The organism is Microtetraspora sp. NBRC 13810, assembly GCF_030268685.1.
Lineage (GTDB): Bacteria > Actinomycetota > Actinomycetes > Streptosporangiales > Streptosporangiaceae > BSRQ01.
Genome location: NZ_BSRQ01000001.1, coordinates 151,160 through 169,706, shown reverse-complemented (window position 1 = coordinate 169,706; position 18,547 = coordinate 151,160). Strand labels below are relative to the sequence as shown.

Annotated in this window: 13 protein-coding genes and 1 pseudogene; 10 read left to right on the top strand and 4 right to left on the bottom strand. The window is 72.6% G+C overall.

Annotated elements, in window-relative coordinates; all coding sequences use genetic code 11:
• The first annotated feature begins 5 nt into the window (after positions 1–5).
• The 7 genes and pseudogenes from QSK26_RS00795 to QSK26_RS00760 all read left to right on the top strand — a co-directional run bounded on the left by QSK26_RS00795 (position 6) and on the right by QSK26_RS00760 (position 8,266).
• Positions 6–758, top strand: coding sequence for an MBL fold metallo-hydrolase (locus QSK26_RS00795; protein WP_285772954.1), 753 nt, complete (start codon positions 6–8; stop codon positions 756–758).
• A 5-nt stretch (positions 759–763) separates the two neighbouring features.
• The gene (gene rph, locus QSK26_RS00790) at positions 764–1,480 is read left to right on the top strand and encodes a ribonuclease PH (protein WP_285772953.1); all 717 of its coding nucleotides are present in this window, start codon (positions 764–766) and stop codon (positions 1,478–1,480) included.
• Positions 1,477–2,076, top strand: coding sequence for an RdgB/HAM1 family non-canonical purine NTP pyrophosphatase (gene rdgB / locus QSK26_RS00785; RefSeq protein ID WP_285772952.1), 600 nt, complete (start codon positions 1,477–1,479; stop codon positions 2,074–2,076). The genes rph and rdgB overlap by 4 nt, the downstream gene beginning before the upstream one ends.
• Positions 2,077–2,134: 58 nt before the next feature.
• Positions 2,135–3,820, top strand: a complete 1,686-nt coding sequence (locus tag QSK26_RS00780; protein ID WP_285773515.1) for a molybdopterin-dependent oxidoreductase — start codon at positions 2,135–2,137, stop codon at positions 3,818–3,820.
• Positions 3,821–3,969: 149 nt separating this feature from the next.
• A pseudogene (locus QSK26_RS41670) lies at positions 3,970–4,650 on the top strand (protein kinase domain-containing protein); the annotation flags it as partial.
• Positions 4,651–6,786: 2,136 nt separating this feature from the next.
• Positions 6,787–7,878 carry a hypothetical protein gene (locus QSK26_RS00765; protein WP_285772949.1) on the top strand — a complete coding sequence of 364 codons (1,092 nt, stop codon included), beginning with the start codon at positions 6,787–6,789 and terminating at the stop codon, positions 7,876–7,878.
• A gap of 37 nt (positions 7,879–7,915) precedes the next feature.
• Positions 7,916–8,266 carry a YbaB/EbfC family nucleoid-associated protein gene (locus QSK26_RS00760; RefSeq protein ID WP_285772948.1) on the top strand — a complete coding sequence of 117 codons (351 nt, stop codon included), beginning with the start codon at positions 7,916–7,918 and terminating at the stop codon, positions 8,264–8,266.
• Positions 8,267–8,350: 84 nt separating this feature from the next.
• On the opposite strand, the gene QSK26_RS00755 is transcribed toward QSK26_RS00760, so the two are convergent.
• Genes QSK26_RS00755 through QSK26_RS00745 form a run of 3 tightly spaced genes read right to left on the bottom strand, consistent with a single transcriptional unit; the run spans position 8,351 to position 9,724 of the window.
• Complete coding sequence (locus tag QSK26_RS00755) at positions 8,351–8,623, bottom strand: hypothetical protein (protein WP_285772947.1); 273 nt, start codon at positions 8,621–8,623, stop codon at positions 8,351–8,353.
• A 4-nt stretch (positions 8,624–8,627) separates the two neighbouring features.
• Positions 8,628–9,296: a WXG100-like domain-containing protein gene (locus tag QSK26_RS00750; protein WP_285772946.1), complete on the bottom strand. Its 669-nt coding sequence runs from the start codon at positions 9,294–9,296 to the stop codon at positions 8,628–8,630.
• Positions 9,293–9,724 (bottom strand): hypothetical protein, encoded by a 432-nt coding sequence (locus QSK26_RS00745; RefSeq protein ID WP_285772945.1) that lies wholly within the window; start codon positions 9,722–9,724, stop codon positions 9,293–9,295. The genes QSK26_RS00750 and QSK26_RS00745 overlap by 4 nt, the downstream gene beginning before the upstream one ends.
• Positions 9,725–9,985: 261 nt before the next feature.
• On the opposite strand from QSK26_RS00745, the gene QSK26_RS00740 reads away from it, so the two are divergent.
• The 3 genes from QSK26_RS00740 (at position 9,986) to QSK26_RS00730 (ending at position 14,408) form a co-directional block, all read left to right on the top strand.
• A complete protein-coding gene (locus QSK26_RS00740; RefSeq protein ID WP_285772944.1) occupies positions 9,986–10,915 on the top strand; it encodes a M23 family metallopeptidase in 930 nt (309 codons plus the stop codon).
• Positions 10,916–11,044: 129 nt separating this feature from the next.
• On the top strand, positions 11,045–12,235 hold the full coding sequence (locus QSK26_RS00735; protein ID WP_285772943.1) for a S8 family serine peptidase: 1,191 nt from the start codon (positions 11,045–11,047) through the stop codon (positions 12,233–12,235).
• A gap of 61 nt (positions 12,236–12,296) precedes the next feature.
• On the top strand, positions 12,297–14,408 hold the full coding sequence (locus tag QSK26_RS00730; protein WP_285772942.1) for a serine/threonine protein kinase: 2,112 nt from the start codon (positions 12,297–12,299) through the stop codon (positions 14,406–14,408).
• Between the two features lie 45 nt (positions 14,409–14,453).
• Here the strand turns inward: QSK26_RS00730 and eccCa are convergent, their stop codons facing one another.
• Positions 14,454–18,449 carry a type VII secretion protein EccCa gene (gene eccCa, locus QSK26_RS00725; protein WP_285772941.1) on the bottom strand — a complete coding sequence of 1,332 codons (3,996 nt, stop codon included), beginning with the start codon at positions 18,447–18,449 and terminating at the stop codon, positions 14,454–14,456.
• Positions 18,450–18,547 lie beyond the last annotated feature (98 nt).

Below are 18,547 nucleotides of genomic sequence, written 5' to 3'. Positions count from 1 at the left end.
GCCTCATGAAACTGACGATCGTCGGGTGTTCCGGGAGCTACCCCGGCCCCGAAAGCCCCGCCTCCTGCTACCTGCTGGAGGCCGAGGGCTTCAGGCTCCTGCTCGACCTGGGCAACGGCGCCCTCGGTGCGCTGCAACGGCACGTCGACCTGGCCGAGGTGGACGCCGTCTGCCTGTCCCACCTGCACGCCGACCACTGCCTGGACCTGTGCCCCTACCACGTGGTCCGGACCTACTCCCCGCGGGCGCCCTTCCCACGCCTGCCCGTCCACGCGCCGAAGGACGCCCCGCGCAGGCTCGCCGCCGCCTACGGCATGCCGGAGGAGCCCGGCCTGGAGACCGCCTTCGAGTTCAACGCGCTCACCCCCGGCGTCCGGCGGATCGGCCCGTTCGAGGTGACGGCCGCGCTGATGAACCACCCGGTGGAGACGTACGGCTTCCGCGTCTCCTACGGCGGTCACTCCGTCGCCTACTCCGCCGACACCGGGGAGTCGGCCGAGTTGGTGAAACTCGCCGCCGACGCCGACCTGCTGCTGTGCGAGGCGTCCTTCCTGGACGAGCCCGGCCTGCCCACCGGGCTGCACCTGAACGGGCGGCAGGCGGCCGAGCACGCCGCCGGGGCGGGCGTGGGCACGCTGGTGCTCACCCATCTCGTGCCGTGGAACGCCCAGGACCGGATCCTGGAGGACGCCGGTCGGGGCGGTTTCGCCGGCCGTACCGAGCTGGCACGTAGCGGCGCGGTGTATCCCCTAGGGTGAACATCATGGCGCGTGCAGACGGACGTACTCCGGACCGGCTTCGGCCGGTGACCATCACCCGTAACTGGCTGGCCCACGCCGAGGGGTCCGTGCTGGTCGAATTCGGCGGCACGAAGGTGCTCTGCGCCGCCTCGGTACAGGACAGCGTGCCGCGCTGGCGCAAGGGCAGCGGGCTCGGCTGGGTCACCGCCGAGTACTCCATGCTGCCGCGCTCCACCAACACCCGTTCCGACCGCGAGTCGGTCCGGGGCAAGATCGGCGGCAGGACGCACGAGATCTCCCGGCTGATCGGCCGCTCGCTGCGCGCCTGCGTCGACTACAAGGCGCTCGGCGAGAATTCGATCATTCTCGACTGCGACGTGCTCCAGGCCGACGGCGGCACCCGCACGGCCGCGATCACCGGCGCCTACGTCGCGCTGGCCGACGCGATCGGCTGGATGCGCAAGCGGCGCATGTGCCCCGGCGACCCGCTGGTGGGCTCGGTCGCCGCCGTGTCGGTGGGCGTGGTCGGCACCACTCCCTTGCTCGACCTCTGCTACACCGAGGACGTCGCGGCCGAGACGGACATGAACGTGGTGATGACCGGGGGCGGCGAGTTCGTCGAGGTGCAGGGCACGGCGGAGGGCGCGCCGTTCGACCGGGCCCTGCTCAACCAGCTCCTCGACCTGGCCACCGCCGGCTGCGCCGAGCTGGCCGAGCTGCAGCGCAAGGCCCTGGCGTGAGCCGTCTCGTCCTCGCCACCCGCAACGCCGGGAAGATCGTCGAGCTGCGGCGCATCCTCGCCGCCGCCGGGCTGGCGGTGGAGCTCGCCGGCATGGAGGAGTTCCCGGAGATCGGCGACGTCCCCGAGACCGGCCTCACCTTCGCCGAGAACGCGCTGATCAAAGCACGGGCGATCGCCTCGGCGACCGGGCTGCCCGCCGTGGCCGACGACTCCGGGCTGTGCGTCGACGCGCTGAACGGCATGCCCGGCGTGTTCTCCGCCCGCTGGTCCGGCCGGCACGGCGACGACGAGGCCAACCTCAACCTGCTGCTCGCGCAGGTCGCCGACGTGCCCGCCGGGCACAGGGGAGCCCACTTCGCCTGCGCCGCCGCGCTCGCCCTGCCCTCCGGCGAGGAGCGGGTGGTGGAGGGCGCGCTGCACGGCGTGATCGTGGACAAGCCCCGGGGCGCCGGCGGGTTCGGCTACGACCCGATCTTCGTGCCGGAGGGCGGCATCCGCACCACGGCGGAGCTGACCTCCGCGGAGAAGGACGCGATCAGCCACCGCGGGCGGGCGTTCCGCGCGCTCGCGCCGGTCGTCGCGGAGCTGCTGTAACCATCGTGTAAGAAGTTCGCCACCCGTCCGGGCGTAAGGTCCAAGCGTGAGAGGCAACATGGCGCCGGCGCGCGTTCCCGGGCGGATCGTCCCGCCGGCAGGCGTCCCCGGCTGGGCGGCGGCGCTGGCGGGACTGGTCTCCGCGGCGGTGGCGCTGGGCATCGCCCAGCTGGTCGCGGGTGTCATCGACGGCGCGACGTTCCCGGTCATCGCGGTCGGCGAGTCGCTGATCGACCTGTCACCCGGCCCGCTCAAGGAGTGGGCGATCGCCACCTTCGGCACGAACGACAAGGCCGTCCTCGTCGGCGGCGTCTTCGTGGTCCTGGCCGTCGCCGCGGGCGCGCTCGGCGTGCTGGCCGTGCGAAGGCTCCGCCCCGCCGTCGCCGCGTTCGGCGCCATCGGCGTCGTCGGGCTGGTCGCGGTGCTGAGCCGCCCCGGCGCGCAGGCGGTCGACGTGCTGCCGACCGTGGTGGGCATCGGCGCGGGCGTGTGGACCCTGTCGTGGCTGACCCGCCGCATGCTGCGCGCCGTGCCGTACGAGTCGCCGCTTCCGGCGGACCCGGAGAGCGAGACCGAGACCGGCACCGGCACCGGCACCGGCACCGACACGGGCACGGGCACGGGCACCGGCGATGTGGAGCGGCCGGTGGTGATGCGGGCGGGCGCGGAGCTGCGTGCCTTCGACCGGCGGGCGCTGCTCACCGGCGTGGCCGGCGGAGTCGTCGTCGCCGGGGCCGGCGCGCTGGCCGGTCAGATGCTGGCCGGGCGCAAGGAGGTGGCGGCGGCCAGGAGCACGATCAAGCTGCCCGCCCCGAGGACGCCCGCGAAGCCGCTGCCCGCCGGGGTGGACCTGCGGATCAGGGGGCTGTCGCCGTTCGTCACCCCCAATGCCGACTTCTACCGGGTGGACACGGCGCTCATCGTCCCCCAGGTGGACCCCGCGAGCTGGACGCTGAAGATCCACGGCCTGGTGGACAGGCCGATCGAGATCTCCTACGCCGACCTGGTCAGGATGCCGCTGACCGAGGCCGACGTCACCCTGACCTGCGTGTCCAACGAGGTCGGCGGCCCCTACGTGGGCAACGCGCGCTGGCTGGGCGTGCGGATGGCCGACGTGCTGCGCGGCGCCGGCCTGCGGTCCGGTGCCGACATGCTGCTCAGCACCTCCGCCGACGGCTTCACCTGCGGCACGCCGATGGACGTCGTGATGGACGGCCGCGACGCGCTGTTCGCGATCGCGATGAACGGCGAGGCCCTCTCGCCGGACCACGGTTTCCCGGTGCGCCAGGTGGTGCCCGGCCTGTACGGGTACGTGTCGGCGACCAAGTGGGTCACGGACATCAAGGTGACCCGTTTCGACCAGGACATCGCCTACTGGACCCCGCGCGGCTGGGCGGAGCGGGGGCCGATCAAGACGCAGTCCCGGATCGACGTGCCGCAGTCCGGCGCCTCGCTGCCGCCCGGCCGTACCAAGATCGCCGGGGTGGCCTGGGCGCAACATCGCGGCGTCGACGCGGTCGAGGTGCGGGTCGGCGACGGCGACTGGCGGCTGGCCACCCTCGCCGAGACGCCCGGCCCGGACACCTGGCGCCAGTGGTCGATCGACTGGGACCTGCCGCGCGGCGAGCAGACGATCGAGGTCCGCGCCACGGACGCGACCGGCCACACGCAGACCGCCGCCCTCGCCCCGCCCGCGCCCGACGGCGCCACCGGCTATCACACGATCCTCGTCAAGGTCGGCTGACCGCCTGTCGGGCCGTCCCCCGTGTCAGGGTTTGGGGCGTAACGCAATTCCACGCGAACATGGCACGAATCTCTGATGCTAGTGTGACCGATTTGGTTAGATGGTGGTAGATCATTCTTTGATATGTGTTTGGGCGTGGAAGGAACGCGATGGGGGAGATCCACCCCTTGCTGCCGGATGATCTGAAGCGTGTAGGCGACTTCGAGATCATCGGCCGGGTGGGGGAGAGCGCACGTGGCGTCGTCCATCTCGGACAACGCTCCGGCGACGAGCAGGGTTATGCGGTCAAGCTGTTCCCGGCCGAGCCGGGAGCGACCCCGGAGAGACGGGAGGCGATCTCCCGCAGGTTCCTCGCGTCCAAACGCGTGTCGACCTCCTACGCGGTCCGCGTCCTGTCCGCCGGGTGGGAGGGCGATCGGCCCTACCTCGTGCGCGAGCACGTCGAAGGCCGGTCCTTGCACGAGGCGGTGGCCGCCGACGGGCCGCTGACCGGCGACCTGCTGGAACGCGTCGCGGTGGGCACCCTCACGGCGCTCACCTCGATCCGGCTCGCCGGGGTCACCCACCAGGGGTTCACCCCGCACAACGTGCTGCTCGGCCCCGGCGGCCCGAGGGTCAGCGACATCGGGCTCGGCATGGGCATGCTGCACCCCGAGTACCGCTCGCCGGAACAGGTCAGGGACGAACCCAGCGGCCCGGGCACCGACGTCTTCTCCTGGGCCGCCACGATGGTCTACGCCGCCACCGGCCGCGCCCCCTTCGGCGCGGACGCCACGGCGATCGTGGACGAGGCCCCCGACCTGGGCGCCATCGCCCCGCCGTTTCGCAAGGTCGTCGCCGCCTGCCTGGCCAAGGACATCTCCGAACGGCCCACCGCCCAGATGGCCATGCTTCGCCTCCTCGGCGAGGGCACCCCCGACAAACTCGTCGCCTCCTCCACCACCAAGAAGATCCGCACCACCCCCCGCACCCCCCCTCCTCCAGCCACCCCCGCCGCCTCGGCTGCTGACTCGGCCGCTGTCTCGGACGCCGAGGGTGTGGAGCCGTCGTCGGCCGCCGTTTCGGCCGGTGCCGGTAGGTCGTCTGCCGCTGGTGCGGCCGGCGGGGCTGCCGGTTCTGAGGCGGCGGGCACGACCGGGCTCGCCGCCGTGCCCGCTGTTTCTGAGGGGCAGGAGGTCGTGTCTGGGGAGCCGCAGGAGGTTGCCGCTGTGGAGCAAGAGCCGTCCGGCGATGAGGGCTCCGTGCCTGAGGGGTCGGTGCCTGAGGGGTCGGTGTCTGAAGGCGCTGTGCCTGAGGGGTCCGTGTCTGAGGGGTTCGATGACAGTGGAGGGGACGCTGGGGCTGTGCCGGGCGGTGCGGTTGAGGCGGGTGCGGATGCCGGAACCGGTACGAGTGCTGCCGCCGTACCGGGCGCTGGTGCCGGTGCCGGTGCCGTGCCGGGTGCCGATGCAGCCGGGGGTGCGGGTGTCGTGGTGGCCGGTGGTGACGGTGCTGCGGTTGGCGACGCGTCGGAGACCGTTGCCGTTCCCACGGCCAAGCCTGCGCAGGGGGTTGCCGCTTCGGCGGGCGAGGCTGCTCACGGCGAGGCCGGGGCTTCCGGGGAAGGTGTCGAGGGTGGTGCTTCCGGTGGGGCGGTGAAGGAGACTGCGGTCGCCGCCGGTGTCGTCGCTGCGGGTGCCGGGGAGGTCGCGGGTGCCGCTGTCGCCTCCGGAGCGGTGGCAGAGAGTGCGGCTTCCGAGGCGCCGGGTGCTGAGAAGGTGGCGCCGAGCGCGGAAACTGTAAACGCTTCCAGTGAGTCGAACACCGGCGGTGTGCTGGTGACGGGTGCTGGTGGTGACCCGGCGTCAGGTGCTGGTGGTGACCCGGCGTCGGGTGCTGGTGGAAGCGCGGCTGTCGCGGGGGCGTCCGCCGGGGGCTCTGCGGAGTCGCCCGGTGGCGCGGCGATAGCTGGTGGCGCGGCCGTACCCGGTGGCGCGGCTGTACCGGGGACGCCTTCCGGCGGGGTGCCTGGCGGGGGGCTGGGTGGGCCGGTCGGTGGGCCGCACTCCGGCGGTCCGTGGGTTCCGCCTGGTGGTCCGTATCCCGGTTCGCAGCCTGGTGGCCCGCTGCCCGGAGGTCCGTACGCCGGTGGGCCGCACCCCGGTGCGCATCCGGGTGGTCCGTATCCTGGTCCGCATCCCGGCGGGCCGTACCCTGCGGGGCCGCAGGGCGGTGGGCCGTATGCCGGTCCTCCGCATCCCGGTGGTCCGTGGGCTGGGCCGATGGCGCCTGGTGGGCCTGGTGGGCCTGGTGGCTATGGTGGGCCGGGTGTCAACCCTGGGTGGCGCCCGGGGCAGGGGCCGGTGCAGCCTCTTGGCCAGGGGCCCGGGCCGGTTCCGGGGCCGGGACAGGGTCCTGTGCCCGGTCCCGGAACCGGGCCGGGGCAAGGAAGTGTTCCCGAGGCCGTGAAGGGGCGGAAGAACACCGTTTTCGAGGCCGTCAAGGGGCGGAAGAACAAGGGGAAGGCCAAGGGGCCGGACAAGGGTCAGCCCCCGAGCCAGCAGCCGGGCGGGGGCCACGGGCCGGGTCAGGCAATGGCTGCCGCGCATGGCCAGGGGCCGCTCCCAGGCCACGGTCCGGCAGGGCCGGTCCAAGGCCACGGACCGGTTCAGGTGCCGGGACAGGGACATGGACCGGTACAGGGACACGGACCCGTTCAGGGACCGGGACAGGCGCACGCGCCAGGGCAGGGCATGGGGCCCGGGCCCGGCCAAAGTCCTGGGCAGGGCCAAGGACACGGGCAGCCGGGCCAAGGATCGGCACAGGTCCAGGGGCCGGGTCAGCCGGGTCAGGGATCAGCGCAGGTTCAGGTGCCGGGGCCGGGACAGCCGGGTCAGGGGTCGGCGCAGGGTTCGGGGGGTGGGGTTCAGCGTGGGGCTGGGCCGGGTGTTGAGAAGGGGGTGCCGCAGGTTTGGGCGGCGCCGGCGTTGCCTGGGCAAGGAGGCGGGCAGCGGGCCGGGCAGCGGGCCGGGCAGGTGGCCGGGCAGGGGGCCGGGCAGCGGGAGAGTAAGCAGTCGGGTGGTAAGGCGGGGGCTCCGCCGTACGGGGGGCAGGCCGGTGGGGCGGACGGGAAGGCGGCCGGGCCGCGGTTCCCGGTGGGGCTCGCCGCGAGTGTGGGCGTCGTCATCCTGCTGTCCGGCGTGGGACTGTGGGGGGCGGCGCAGTACGTCGGCGGCAGCAAGACCTTCACCCCGGCCGCCGCGCAGGCCAAGGTGACCGACCTGCCGCCGCCGCCCGGCGCGTTGGGCAGCCCGCAGCCGGAGGTGACCGTGCCGTGGAGCACGGCGTCCGGCGGCGACGGCGTGTCACCCCTTGAGCTGCCCACGGAGTCGGCGTCGGCACCCTCGGTACCGGTGCCGACGGTCACCGCCGTGCCGACCCCGCCGCCGTTGCCGCCCCTGCCGCCGGTGCAGACGAGCGCGCCGTCGCGCAAGTCGACCGCCGCGCCGCGCAGGACGGTGACGAAGAAGGCCCCGAAGCCCACGGCCAGGGTCACCACGAAGGCTCCCACGGCGAAGTCCTCGCCCAGGCCGACGCAGAAGCCCACCACGAAGGCTTCTCCCAAGCCCACGCCCAAGCCCACGCCCGCGCAGACGACGCCCAGGCCGTCGCCCAAGCCGACCACGAAGCCGCCCACCAGCGCGGCCAAGCCGCCGACGCCGACCAAGACGGCGGAGAAGTCCAACCCGTACACGGCGACGCAGGTGTGCAACAGCGGCGGCCACGGGTCGGGGTTCTACGTCCAGCGGCAGAGCTCGTTCGGCGGCGGGGTCGTCTACCAGCTCTACAGCACCAGCTCCGGCTACAACTGCGTGGTCACCATGAAGACGTCGAACGTCGGCAAGGCCACCCAGGTCCACGCCTCGCTGGAGGCCCAGAACGGCGGCAGCGACAGTGACAGCGGCGCCTACGAGTACTACGCGGGGCCGGTCATGGTGCAGGCGAAGGGCAAGTGCGTGCGCTACTCGGGTGGCGGCGACGGCGGTTCGACGAGCGCGGGCTGGGGTAACTGCGGCTGAACGGTTTTTACCGGATCGTGGATGGAGGGAGAGTGCCATGTCGGCGCTTCAGGAGCCCGGGCCGTGGAGCGGGAACCCTGAGCTCGACCGGATGATGTCGGTGCTGGGCGAGCAGAATGCGCGATTCGAGAAGGTCGGCAGGGATCTCGCGGAGACGCGTGGCAGAGGTGAGGCCGCGGGCGGGCAGGTGAAGGTCGAGGTGTCGGCCGACGGCGCGCTGCAGGGGCTCACGATCGACCCGCGTGCGATGCGCCTCGGATCGGAGGCGCTCGCGGCGGCCATCATGGAAGCCGCGAAACGGGCCGAGCAGGACGTCGCCAGCCAGGCGGGCCTCCTTATGGAACCGCTGCTCGACGACGGTCTGTGGGACATCCCGTCGGACCGCTGAAAGCGCCCCCGTCCCCGGACGCCCACACGGGTCCGGGGGCAGGGGGTGCCGCCGGCCCCGGTACGCGGCGGCGCTACGGCGGGGCTACGGTGTGGAGGGGCTGGGGGCCTTGGCGGTGCGGGAGCCGTGGATGATGAGCTTGGAGATCATCTCGTCCCAGGTGGGGAACGACGCGTCGTCGAAGTCGCCCTTGAGCAGGTTGTCGCTGACGGTGTAGGAGGTCGAGCCGACCATCCTGCTCATGAAGCCGCCGACGCGGTTGGGGCGGAACACCTTGCCCATCGGGCCGACCTGGGTCAGGTCGTGGATGCCGTTGAAGACGACGTTGGCGGCGAGGCCGCGGGCGAACTGCGCCATGTTCTCACCGGCGCCCGTGACGTCGTTGCCGGTCAGGTCCCTGCGCGCCCGTGGCGCCGAAGACGCTCCACTGGAGGGCCTGCCCGCCGGCGGCGTGGGCGATGCTGTCCAGCGAGTAGTAGAAGCACTTGGTCAGGATCTTCCGCCGCTCCATGCGGAGGAACGTCTTCGCCGCCCAGGCCCGCTGCCGGAAGTACCTCTCGACGATCCGCTTCTGCACCATCCTGGAGATGCCGGCCGTGGCCCAGCCCCACATGACGCTGTACACCATGATCAGCCAGAGCTGGACGGCGAGCACACGCAGCACGTACTGGACCGTGTCCACCACGTGGGCGTAGGAGCGGCAGGCCGCGGCGATGGAGCGGCAGAAGGCGGCGAGGTCGTCGGGGCGGCGGGCGAAGGTGCCGAGCCACATGGCGCGGAACTCCTCGATGCCGGCGCCGGAGTTCTTCCGCCACACCAGGGCGGCGGCGGTGTCCGCGCGGGCGCCGATCCGTTCGAGGGTCGCGGCGAGTTCGTCCCAGGCGTCCGCGGCCTCGCGTAGCAGGCCGGGATCGCCCTCCGGGGAGCGTATGTTCAGCATCGCGGTGACGAACGCCGCGCTGCCGATAGATCCGACCAGTCCGGCGCTCGCCAGCGGGTGCCTGCCGACGAAGGAGGCGACCGCCTTCACTCGACCCTGGCCTTGGTCGTCGGCACGTCGATGGCCGCCTGGTCCGTCTCCATGACCTGGATCATGTCGGCGACGGCCTGCCAGTCGGCGCCCGCGAGGTTCGCCCCGGCCGTCACGAGGTCGTGGCCGATGAGCAGGTAGGCGTCGCGGAGGTCGGAGATGTGTGCCAGGGCCTCCGCCGCGGCCGCCCGGTAGCCCCTGGCTTGTTCACCGTCGTCCGGGTCGCCGTCGTAGAACCGGACGCCGTCCTCGTCGCCGCCCCAGAAGGCTCCCAGCGACGCGAGCCGGTTCGCGACGTTGGTGAGGGCGGCGTCGAGTGCGGCCTTCTCGTCGTGGAAGTCGTCCTTCCGGCTGACGAGGTCGGCCGGGGTCACATCCGTCACGGGCGAGTAGGGCGCTCCTGCGCCGGGCTCTGTGGGGTAGGCCAAGGCCGGACTCCTCCTGGAGAAGGTGATCCTTCAATCCAGCGCAACGTAATGGTCGGATGTTAACCCTGGAGACAGCCTTCGTTAACTCCGATGACCTGATGTCCGATTTGGGGGGAGTTGCCCCACTGGGCGGACGAGGCCGCGTCCGTAACAGGAATTATGTTCTGTCCCGACGCCGGGTTCGGTGGAATTTGACCCAACTGGTGAACAGTACCCAAATGATCTAGACGTCAACCATCACGGCCTGACATCCTTCCTCGCATGCGTATTGTGACGGTTGTTGCTATTGGTGCCTCGCTGTTCGCGCTGGGACTCCCCGTCCACCCGGCCGCCGCGTCCACGGCCGCCGCGGCGCCCACCTTCCAGTTGCCTTTCCCCTGTGGCCAGACGTGGGCGGGCTCGTCGGGGAGCTCGGCCCATGCCTCCAAGTACGAGATCGACTTCAACCAGGGCTCCGGGGACGCCGACCTTGGTGCCCCGGTCGTTGCCGCCGCGGCGGGCAAGGTGATCACGTCCGCGAACCAGGGCAGCCTGAACGGCTTCGGCAACCTGGTCAAGATCCAGCACAGTGGCGGTTTGGTGACCTTCTACGCGCACCTGAACAGCAGGTCCGTGTCGGTCGGCGCCACTGTGAAGCAGGGCCAGCAGATCGGCACGGTGGGCAAGACCACCTCCAAGCACAAGGGCATGGTCGCTCACCTGCACTACGAGGTGCGCACCACCGGTGGCTCCTACCCGGGCAACATCCGGGCCGCCAGCTTCAACGGCGCCGGGTTCAAGTACCCGAGCCAGACCCTGAAGTCGCAGAACTGCGGCGGCGGCGCGGCTCCGGCCAAGCCCGCCAAGCCCGCCGAGCCCTCCCCCGGCGGCTACACGCCGGAGAAGGTGTGCGGCTCGGGCTACAAGAAGGTCGACTCGGCGGCGGTCGGCAGCGCGGCCACCGCCTACCTGCTCTACAACGCCTCCTCGGGCAGCAACTGCGTCGTGACCATGAAGAAGACCTCCGTCGGCACGAAGACCGCCGTCACCGCCTACCTGGAGGTCAAGGGCAAGGCCAGGGCCACCGACTCGGGCAGCTACGCCTACTACGCCGGTCCGGTCCGCGCCCCGGCCAAGCAGACCTGCGTGAAGTGGGGCGGCTCCGCGGGTTCGGCCCGTTACGACGCCCCCGCCTTCGAGCACTGCGGCTGACGCACGCCGGACCGGTGACGCCGTCGGCGGAGACCGGTGATACACCGTTGGACGCGCCGTCCTGGTCCGGGGCGGCGCTCCCACGTCCCCGGTGGCGTGCGGAGGGTTCGGGTTCGGGGGTGATTCAGGGTGAGCTTCCTGGTGACGGCGGGGCGGGGCGTCCTGGCGATCGCGCTGGCCGTGCTGTGGACGGCGGCTCCGGCGACGGCCGAGGCGGAGCCCGCCCGTTGCCGGCCGGCCAAGGGCAGTCTCAAGGTCGCCGAGGGCTGGCCGCAGCAGCGCCTCGGACTGCCGGCCGTCTGGCCGCTGACCAGGGGCGACGGCGTGACCGTAGCGGTGGTCGACAGCGGAGTCGATCCGACGCACCCGCAGATCCGGCTCACCAAGTCCGTCGATCTCACCGGCACCGGGTACAGCGACTGCGTGGGACACGGCACGGCGGTGGCCGGGATCATCGCCGGCCGGCAGATCGCGGGCGTGCCCTACTACGGCGTGGCACCCGGCGTGCGCCTGATCTCGCTCAAGCAGACCAACAGCGAGGACGGTGACGTCCAGCTCCTCGCGGAGGGCATCAAGCGCGCCGCCGACCTCGGCGCCGACGTGATCAACGTGTCCGTGCAGGCCCAGGACAACCCGATCCTGCGCCAGGCGGTGAACTACGCGCTGGCCAAGGACATCGTGATCGTCGCCGCCGCGGGGAACGTGACCAGCGAGGACGGCACCCTTCTGCCCTACTATCCCGCCTCCTACGAGGGCGTGCTCGCCGTGGGGGCCGCCGCGAGCGACGGCAGGCGGGTCGACTCCTCCAGCGCGGGCACCCCGGTCGCCGTGCTCGGTCCGGGCAAGGACATCACCTCCACCTGGACCGGCAGCTCCTACGTATCCGGCCTGGAGGGCACCAGCTTCGCCGCGCCGTACGTCGCCGGCGTCGCCGCGCTGGTGCGCGCCCGCTTCCCCGACCTCGACGAGCAGCAGGTACGGCAGCGCATCATCGCCACCGCCGACGGGACCCTGGGCGCCGGGACCGGGAGCGGCATGGTGAACCCGCTGCTGGCCGTCACCGCGATCCTGCCCTTCGAGCCCGCGGACCAGCCGGTGATCGCGCCGCCGCCGCCCGCTCCGCTCCCGCCCGGCGCGGTGGCCAAGGTCCCTCCGGTGGACCACGAGGCCGTCGGCGCCGCGATCACGGTCGGCGTGCTCGCCCTGTCCGGGGCCGGGCTCGTCCTCGCCGGGCGGGTGGTCCTCCCGCTGGGCAGGCGCAGAGGCTGGCGTCCTGGTCGTCCCACCGTGTCCTCGCAACGAGGCGATGGCGACTTCTGATGCCTATGAGGCATTTGTTGTCATATCGTAGATCGGCGCAGCGGCCCCGAAAGGATGGACCATGCACCCCTTACGGCGGAGCGACCCCCGGCGGATAGCCGACTACGAGCTCCTCGGGCTGCTGGGCGACGGCGACCGGGGCACCACCTACCTCGGCAGGGCGCCGGGCGACCGGCGGGACCTGGTCATCAGGCTGTTCCCCGAGGACCCCGGCCCGCACCCGGCACTCCTGGAACGGCTGCACGCCGCCCGGCGGGTGTCCAGCTCGTACGTGGCGCGGGTGCTGGCCGCGGGAACGCACGGCGGCCGGCCGTACATGGTCCGGGAGTACGTCGAGGGTCGCAGTCTCGCCGAGATCGTGGCGGCCGACGGGCCGCTCACCGGGGACGCGCTGGAACGGGTCGCGGTGGGCGTGCTCACCGCGCTGACCGCCGTCCACCTCGCCGGTCTGGCCCATCGCGCGCTCTCGCCCGGAAACGTGATCCTGGGCGCCGACGGCCCCCGGGTCACCGACGTCGGCGTGGCGGAGGCGGCGGACGAGGTCGGGTACCGCTCGCCGGAACAGCTCGGCGGGCAGCCGCACGGCCCCGGCGGGGACGTGTTCGGCTGGGCCGCCGTGGTCGTCCACGCCGGCACCGGCGCCGCCCCCTTCGGCCACCGGCCGGAGGCCGTGCTGAACGGCAGGCCGGACGCCGGCGCCCTGGAGCAGCCGCTGCGCAGGGTCGTGGTGTCCGCGCTGGAGAAGGCGGCGGACCGGCGTCCGTCCGCCTCGGCCGCGCTGCTGAGGCTGCTCGGCGACCGCACCGCGGACACGCTGGTGGCCGGTGCGCCGAAGCCGGCCAGGGCCGGCAGGAAAGCTCACTCAGGAGAGAGTCACAGAATGCCGCCGATCGAAGGCACCCCCCTCCCGCCCGACGGGCCGACGATGCCGCTCCCGCAGGGCGCTCAGCCCTGGGACCCGCCCGGCGTCCCCACGCCGCCCCGCACACCTCCGCCCGGCCCGCCCCCGTACGGCGGGCCCGAGACCGGCGGCCCGCCCGCGCAGGCGCAGCACGGGCAGCAGGGCCAGGGAGAGCCGGGGCCCGCCGGGCAGGAGGGCTGGGCGCCGCCGCCCGCCCCGATGTCCCAGGAGCACCGGGAGCAGGCGGGTAGGAAGCCGCCGCTGACCATCCAGGGGCGGACGCAGGACGACTCGCCGCGCAAGCCGTTCCCCATCGGGCTGGTGGCGGCCGTCGGGGCGGTGGTCCTGCTGTCCGGCGTGGGACTGTGGGGAGCGGGGCAGTACGCGTCCGGGCCGGTCTCGCTGGAGCCGGCCGCGGCGGGCGCCGGCGCGACCCCCCGCGGGCACGCCGCGGGCGGGGCGGGCGCGGGCGGCACGGCGCTCGGCCCGGCCGACCCGCTGGCCTCCGCGAAGCCGTCGGTGACGGTGCCGTGGGAGGGGAGCACCCCGGAGGGCATCGCCCCCGAGGCGCTGGACCTGCCGACCGAGTGGCCCTCGGAGACGCCCGCCGCGCCGGAGTTCACCATGATCGCGCCACCGACGGCGACGGCCACCGTCGCGCCGCCCACCGTCGCGCCGCCCACCGTCACGGCGTCGGCCGCGGCCCCGCCCACGACGCCGCCCACGACGCCGCAGCCGACCGCGCAGCCCACCCGGACGGTGACCGTCACGCCCACCCCGTCCCCGGCGCAGACGCAGACGCAGCAGGCGACGCCCACCCAGCAGGCGACCCAGCCCCAGCCCGCCCCGCAGCCGTCCCCTCCGGCGCAGACGACCGCCCCGGACCCGGAGCCGCAGGAGACCGCGGACCCGCCCACGCAGGAACCCGAGAAGCCCGCGCCGCCCCGGTCGAACCCCTACACCGCCACCCAGGTCTGCGGCCCGGGGTTCTACGTGCAGCGGTCGGGCGCCTTCACCGGCGGGACGACCTACCAGCTCTACAACGGCAGCACCGGTGAGAACTGCGTGGTCACCATCAAGACCGCCGACGTGGGACGGGCGACCCAGGTGAGCGCCACCCTGGAGGTGCAGGGCGGCGGCAGCCAGACCGACAGCGACGCCTACGAGTACTACGCGGGCCCGGTGATCCTGCCCGCCAAGGGCAAGTGCGTGCGCTTCTCGGGCGGCGTGGGCCGAGAGTCCACCGAGGCCGGCTGGGCCAACTGCGGCTGAGCGGGCTCAAGGCGCCGGGACTCGGTAAGGGTCCCGGCGCCTTCGTCATTCCCCCTCAGGCGGCGTCTGGGGCGCGAGGAGGGCGGTCTGCACGAGCCGCGCCCCGAACCTGCGGTCGACGAAGTGACCCCGGCCGGGCGGCAGCGGCTGCGGGCGGACGTTGCCGAACAGCGCGCCCTCGTCCTTGTTGCCGGAAAGGATGAGCGCCGGGCCGGCCATGTCCTTGAGCCGCTGGATGACCGGGTCGAACATCGCCCTGCCCGCGCCACCCATCGCCCGCCCGAGTACGAGGTGCAGGCCGATGTCGCGGGCCTGGGGGAGCAGTTCGACCAGGGGCTGGAGCGGGTTGGACGTGCCGGACACGAGGTCGTAGTCGTCCACCACGATGTACAGGTCCGAGCCCTGCCACCAACTGCGCGTCCTGAGCTGCTCGGGGGTGAGGTCGGCGGGCGGCAGTCGCTTGAGGAGCGCGGACCGGGTGTCGTTGATCAGGTCGAGCGCCGCCGCGCTGGAGGCCGCGTAACCGATGCGGTGGTCGGTGGCGGCCGTGTCGAGCAGAGCCCGGCGGTAGTCGATCACGATCATCATGGCCTCGCGCGGCGTGTTCCTGGCGACCAGCCCTTCGGTGATGAGCTTCAGGACGTTGGACTTGCCGCTCTCGGTGTCGCCGACCACCACGAAGTGCGGGTCGGTGTCGAAGTTGAGCATGACCGGCGTCAGCGTGGCCTCGTCGATGCCGATCGGGATGTGCTTCGGCCCGGTCGCCGCCACGTCGGGCAGCGTCTCGGCGGGCAGCACGGACGGCAGCAGCCGCACCGCGGGCGCCGGCCGCCCCTGCCACGCCTCGCGCACGCCCTGGACCAGCGCGCGGGTGCCCGCCGAGAGGTCGTCGGCCTTCTGCACCAGGTCGATCCTGGGCAGCGCGGTCAGGAAGTGCAGGCCGTCCCTGGTCAGGCCGCGGCCGGGCACGCCCTCGGGCACCGCGAGCGAGGCCTTGCGGTTCACCTCGGACTCGTAGGCGTCGCCCAGCTTGAGCTCGATCTTGGTGCCGAAGAGGTCGCGGATGCCGGGCCGGAACTCCGACCACTTGTTGGTCGCGGCCACCACGTGGATCCCGTAGCCGAGCCCGCGCGCGGCCAGGTCGGTGATGACCGGCTCCAGCGTCTCGAACTCCTGCCGGATCGTCAGCCAGCCGTCGATCACCAGGAAGACGTCGCCCCAGCCGTCGCCGTCCTCCGCCCCCTCCGCCATCTGCTGCCGGAAGGAGGTGATGGAGTCGATGCCCTGCTCGGCGAACCTGCGTTCGCGCTGCTGGAGCAGGGTGGCCATCTCGGCGACCGTGCGGCGGACCCGGTCCCCGTCGAGCCGGCTGGCGATGCCGCCGACGTGCGGCAGCCGCTCCAGCGAGGCGAGCGAGCCGCCGCCGAAGTCCAGGCAGTAGAACTGCGCCTGCGCCGGCGTGTGCAGCAGCGCCGTGCTGGTGATGAGCGTGCGCAGCAGGGTGCTCTTGCCGCTCTGCGTGCCACCGGCCACGCCCACGTGCCCCGCCGCGCCGGACAGGTCCACCCAGAACGGGTCACGGCGCTGCTCGAAGGGCTTGTCGATGACGCCGATGACGGTGTGCAGCCGGCCGCGTCCCGGCCAGCCGGTGGTGGAGAGTCCCAGCTCGGGGGTGGCCGTCAGCGGCGGTAGGAGGTGGGCGAGGGTGGGCGACTCGGCCAGCGGGGGCAGCCAGATCCGGTGCGCCGGCGGGCCGTGGCCGTTCAGCCGGTTCACCACGATGTCGAGCAGGCTGGTCTGCGGCGTCCCCGGCGTCTCCTCGGCGGCGGTGATCTCCTTCTGCTCGACGGCCTTCGGCTCGACGTAGGCGGTGCCGTACTCCATGACCTCCGCGCGCAGCACCTGCCCGTCGGGGGTGGTGACGTGCCGCGGGTCGGCCTGGTAGGCGCCGGAGACGTAGGCGGCCTTGAACCGGGTCATCCCGGTGGTGTCGAACTTGAGGTAGCCGTTGCCGGGGGCGGAGGGCAGCTCGTAGGCGTCGGCGACGCCGAGCACGACCCGGCTCTCCATGGCGGAGAAGGTGCGCAGGCCGATCCGGTACGACAGGTGGGTGTCCAGGCCGCGCAGCCGGCCCTCCTCCAGGCGCTGGGAGGCCAGCAGGAGGTGCACGCCCAGCGAACGGCCGAGCCGGCCGATCATCACGAACAGCTCGATGAACTCCGGCTTGGCCGACAGCAGCTCGCTGAACTCGTCCAGCACGACGAAGAGCGTGGGCAGCGGCTCCAGGTCCACGCCCTGCTCGCGGGCCCGCTCGTAGTCGCGCAGCGACGCGTAGTTGCCCGCGGCGCGCAGCAGCTCCTGGCGGCGGACCATCTCGCCGTGCAGGGCGTCGTGCATGCGGTCCACGAGGGGGAGCTCGTCCTCCAGGTTCGTGATGACCGCGGAGACGTGCGACAGGGAGTCCAGGCCGAGGAAGGTCGCGCCGCCCTTGAAGTCGACCAGGACGAAGTTCAGGATCTCCGAGGAGTGCGTCATGGCCAGGCCGAGGACGAGCGTGCGGAGCAGCTCGCTCTTGCCCGAACCGGTCGCGCCGATGACCAGCCCGTGCGGCCCCATGCCGCCCTGGGCGGACTCCTTGATGTCCAGCTCGACCGTGCGGCCGTCCGCGCCGAGCCCGATCGGCACCCGCAGCCGGTTACGCCCGGCGCGCGCCCGCCAGGTGACCGCGGGGTCCAGGCGGGTCGGGTCGCCCGCGCCGAGCAGGTCGGTGAGCGAGGTGTTGGCCGTGAGCGCGTCCTGCGTCTCCGTGCCGCCCTTCGCCGTGGAGACGCGCAGCGGGGCGAGCTGCCTGGCCAGGCCGTCGGCCCGCATGTAGTCGAGCGTGTCGGGGTCGCCGAGACGGTTGGCGGACCGCTTGCCGGCATGGTCGATCTTGACCATGTGGAAGCCGTCCGGCCTGACGTCCAGCCGCAGCGTCAGCCGCTCCTCGACCGGCCCGGTGGACTCGGACAGGTCGATGACGGTCACCCCCTGGATCGCGTCCATGCCGAGCTGCGAGTCGTGCGGCACCCGCCCGTTGTCCACGATCAGGATGTGGTACGGCAGGCCGTCCGCCGAGGCGCCGGGCTTGAACCTCGCCCGCTCCTTCAGCTCCTCGCCCACGAGCCGGTCGAGGTCGGCGAGGTTCTCGCTCATCAGCCGGACCTGGCCGGCGGCGTCGGTCAGGTCGGGATGCAGGGCGTGCGGCAGCCACTTGACCCACTCCCACTGGGCCATCCACTCCTTGTCCGCGCACACCATGATCCGCATGTCGTCCGGCGAGTGGAACACCGTGATCTGCGCGATCATCGCCCGGACGAGGTCCCGCACGGCCGTCGGGTCGCCGGTGAGGTGGATCCGCGCGAAGGAGTGCAGCGCGACGGCGACCGGCAGGCCGGACACGGTGGAGTGCGCTCTGACGAACCTGCGCAGCGCGCCGGCCGACAGCGCGTCGAGGTCCTCGACCGGTTTGGAGTCCGGCGGGATCAGCTGGATGGCCAGCTTCTGCACGCCGGTGCCGAGCCGGGCGACGCCGAAGTCGTCGTCCCGTGGCCGGCGCTCCCACAGCCGCGGGCTCATCGCGATCCACCACAGCGAGTCCGGGGCGGGGCTGCTCCACTCCAGCGACTCGCGCTGCTGTCTCGCCGAGCGGCGCACTCTCCTGCGCACCTGGGCGAGATACCGGAAGTAGTCCCTGCGCAGGTTGTTCAGCCGGTTCTTGCGCTCGCCCGCCTGGCGGCCCATCTGGCTCATGGTCATGCCGACCATGGAGAACGCGAAGAGGCCGCTCGACACGTACATGATCGGATTCGCGGTGCCGCCCGCGGTGAACATGAGTCCCATCGCCGCGGCGCCCGCCACCATCGGCAGGTAGGTGAGCACGGCCATGAAACCCTGCGGCTGGACCTCGGGGATCTCCGGTGGCGATTCGAGGAGGATCTCTCCGCGTGGCGGCTTGGGCGAGGGACGCCGCTCGGGGCGCCTGATGATGACAATGCTCAACCTGGAAACGCCCTCCTGGTCACGTGCGGCACTTTCCTATCAGAATGGCCAGCGCCACGCGAACCGCTATGTTCGTCGATGTCCGAAATATCAGTTGG

Excerpts from the sequence above, each read along its gene's own strand:
- QSK26_RS00795 (WP_285772954.1), top strand. The coding sequence starts at position 6 with ATGAAACTGACGATCGTCGGGTGTTCCGGGAGCTACCCCGGCCCCGAA.
- rph (WP_285772953.1), top strand. The coding sequence starts at position 764 with ATGGCGCGTGCAGACGGACGTACTCCGGACCGGCTTCGGCCGGTGACC.
- QSK26_RS00780 (WP_285773515.1), top strand. The coding sequence starts at position 2,135 with ATGGCGCCGGCGCGCGTTCCCGGGCGGATCGTCCCGCCGGCAGGCGTC.
- QSK26_RS00760 (WP_285772948.1), top strand. The coding sequence starts at position 7,916 with ATGTCGGCGCTTCAGGAGCCCGGGCCGTGGAGCGGGAACCCTGAGCTC.
- QSK26_RS00755 (WP_285772947.1), bottom strand. The coding sequence starts at position 8,623 with ATGGCGCAGTTCGCCCGCGGCCTCGCCGCCAACGTCGTCTTCAACGGC.
- QSK26_RS00740 (WP_285772944.1), top strand. The coding sequence starts at position 9,986 with ATGCGTATTGTGACGGTTGTTGCTATTGGTGCCTCGCTGTTCGCGCTG.
- QSK26_RS00730 (WP_285772942.1), top strand. The coding sequence starts at position 12,297 with ATGCACCCCTTACGGCGGAGCGACCCCCGGCGGATAGCCGACTACGAG.